This is a genomic window from Streptomyces sp. GC420 (assembly GCF_009916105.1).
Taxonomy (GTDB): Bacteria; Actinomycetota; Actinomycetes; order Streptomycetales; family Streptomycetaceae; genus Streptomyces.
On the sequence record NZ_JAAAXQ010000597.1, the window covers coordinates 1 to 3,117 of the forward strand.

The window sequence follows — 3,117 nt, forward strand, 5'->3', positions numbered from 1 at the left end:
CCCGAGGCCCCGCCGGCTCTCTGCCCCGCCCCGGGCGCGCTGGCCGCCCTCTCCGACCGCGAACGCCAGGTGCTCACACTCGTCGCGCGGGGCCTGAACAACACGGAGATCGCCGAGTCCCTGGGGCTGAGCCCGCTCACCGCGAAGACGCACGTCAGCCGGATCATGGGCAAGCTGGAGGCCCGCGACCGCGCGCAACTGGTCATCGCGGCCTACGAGTCGGGGCTGGTCGCCCCGGGGGCGGCCGAGCGGTAGCCGACGGCCGCCGGCCCGGTCCCGTCGGGCGGTGCGCCCTTGGCGGGGTGCCCGGACCGGCCGGCGAGGCCGCACTCGCCGAACCATGCGGGCCCCGGGCAACCGGGCGGCCGTGCCCGGCCTCCGACCGCCGGTCGGTCCGCTCCACCGGGAGAACGACGTCTCCTCATCACCGAGGACGACTTCCCGCGCCACGGCCAACGCACAGCGCCCGTTCCGTCTCTTCCCCCGCAACGGGGGGCAACCGCACGGAACGAAAGGACGCGATGTGCGTACGAGAAACGCTGGACGGGTGGTACTCGCCCTCACCGCGACGGGAGCGGTGCTGGCACCCCCGGCCCTTGCGCACGCGGAGGAGCCGCTGCGCGTCGACCTGAGGGCGGACGTCGACCGCGACGGGCGGGTCGACCTCGCCGGAGACACCGACACGGCCGGTGAGAACACCTGGTCCGTCGGGCGGGGAGCGGTCTTCCTGCCCAACATCGACGACGACGCCAGGCGATGCCCGGTCACCGGTCCGGGCGGACGCCGGCTCTCCGACGCCGAACTCGCCGCCTGCAACGACGCCTCCGACAAGAAGGTCAACGGGCGGGCCGACGCCGCCGACCTGGCCCGTGTGCGCTCGGTGCCGATGCGGAACCTGCCGTCCGACGCCGAGGGCAGCGTCAAGGTCACCGCGGGGGCCGCGCAGACCAGGGTCTTCGTCAAACGGAACGGCGCCTGGAAGCCGGTCACTTCGCGGACCAGGCTGACCGCGGCCGAGTTGCGCTCCGGGGTCGAGTTCGGCGTCGAGGGCAAGGACGTGATCCGCGACAGCACGAAGTGGGACGGCCGCGCGGCGATCCGGCTGAGGGTCACCTCCTCCTCCGGCACCGCCTCCGACACCGTCGTCCTGCGTGCCGCGCCGCTGCTCACCCACCACGCCCTCCAGGACACCCAGCAGTTGCTGGTCACCAAGGTCCGCGGCAGCGACCCCTGGGCCAAGCGCCAGCGGAAGTTCGTCGGCAAGCTCGAGAAGGAGGCCCAGCGGGCCGGCATCACCAAGCCGCTGGTGACCTTCGAGAAGTACGGCGACATCTGGGCCCAGGACTTCGTCGAGCCGGCCTACCTCAGCATGACCGGCCCGGACGGACGGGCCCGGACCATGCGCGTGATGCTGCGCTCCGCCCAGGACCGGGAGGCGGGCCGCGAACTCTACGAGAAGCTGCGCGGCCCGGACGTCGGCGTCGTCCAGGCCAAGGGCCGGGACATGCGGGGCTGGGAGACCCTGAACTCCTACGGGAACCTGGAGACCATCCCGCCGTACACCCAGGGCGGCCGCTCCTTCCCGGCCGGACGCGTCATCATGGGCGAGCGCAAGGACGGCAGCGGCATCCGCCCCTCGAAGGAGATACGCACGCTGCTGAAGTCCCAGGGGCTTCAGGATCCGTTGCTGCTGGACACGTCGTGGCTGCACGTGGGGCACGTCGACGAGTTCGTGCAGTTCCTGCCCGCCGACACCCCGCGCGGCTGGCGGATCGGCGTCGCCGACCCGGAGGCGGGGGTCCGGCTGCTGCGTGACGCCCAGCGCGACGGCCACGGTGCGACGAAGATGTTCTCCGTCCCGGGCTTCGACGGTGTCGACGCCCCCAAGGAGACCATCGACCAGGCTCTCGCCTCGCGCCACCTGGTGGCCGACAACAAGATGGCGGCCGAGCGGATCGCGGCCAACCTGGAGATCCTCAAGCGGGAGACGGGCGTCACGGACGAGGAGATCGTCCGGGTGCCCGCCCTCTACACCCGGGGCACCGAGGACGAGAGCGCCGACGCCCGCGTGCCGCTGCTCCGCCGTCTCGGCGGCAGCGCGGACCCGGAGGCCGCCGGGAAGCACGGCCAGCAGCAGTTCCTCGGCCGCGACGGAAACAGGAACGCCGAGGGCGCGCCCCAAGCGGCACCGGCTCCCGAGACCGTCATGACCAGCGCGTACGTCCCGGGCGCCGTCAACGGCATCCTGCTCTCCCGTGACCGCTACCTCGCGCCCCGCCAGTGGGGTCCCGTCATCGGCGGCAAGGACGTATTCACCGAGGCCGTCACCGCCGCGTACACGCGCGCCGGAATGAAGGTGTCGTACGTCGACGACTGGTACACGTACCACCTCGGCATGGGCGAGATCCACTGCGGCACCAACACCCTGCGCGACGCGTCCGCCGCCTGGTGGAAGCCGTAGCCCGGCCGTAGCCCCGGCCGTGGCCGCGCCGCCCCCGGCGGCCGGCCGCGCGGGGACGAGGCATCGGTCGCCGGGCGGATGAACACGGCTTCGCGCTCCCGGTCACGGCCGGGAGCGCGAAGCCTTGTGGCAAGTGGCCGGTCCCCCACCGGGATTCACCGCAGGGCGGCGGACGCGTGCGGACTCAGCCGGCCGGTGCGGACGGCGGTGGCGGCACCACGACGATCGGACCGGGCTCGCCCCACGGCGTGCACGCACTGCGCCCGTCGGCCAGCTCGACGCAGGCCCGAGCGTCCGACGGCCGGTCGATGCCGACCATCAGCGTGTAGGTGAAGCGGTTCCCGGCGGTGGCCTCCTGTGCCTGCCGGGCGTCCCCCGACTCGACCCGCACCTCGTCCCCCGGCCGCGGCTCCACGAGCCTGGCCCAGGCCGCACGGCACCTCGGACTCACCCGCAGCTGTACGACCCGCCCGCCGAACACCCTCTCCGCATGCGTCCCCGCGTCCATCCAGCAGCCCGTGCCGCCCAGCGCGGAGTTGCGCCCGGTGCAGGCGTCGCCCTGGCACGGTCCCGCGTCCGGCCGCGCCCCGGACAACCTGGAGCCCTCCCCGCTCTCTGCGCCCTCTTCGCCGCTCAGCAGCGCCCACGTGCCGAAG

3 protein-coding genes are annotated in these 3,117 nt (G+C 73.6%); 2 read left to right on the top strand and 1 reads right to left on the bottom strand.

From position 1 onward, the window contains the following. The coding region (locus GUY61_RS36650; protein ID WP_166634622.1) for a response regulator transcription factor at positions 1-255 on the top strand (255 nt) is incomplete at its 5' end. A 268-nt stretch (positions 256-523) separates the two neighbouring features. Further along, entirely contained in the window at positions 524-2,461 is a 1,938-nt protein-coding gene (locus GUY61_RS36655) for a protein-arginine deiminase domain-containing protein (RefSeq protein ID WP_166634623.1), read from the top strand. A gap of 184 nt (positions 2,462-2,645) precedes the next feature. On the opposite strand, the gene GUY61_RS36660 is transcribed toward GUY61_RS36655, so the two are convergent. Continuing rightward, positions 2,646-3,117 (bottom strand): DUF2690 domain-containing protein (locus GUY61_RS36660; protein WP_166634624.1); only part of this gene is annotated, 472 nt, incomplete at its 5' end.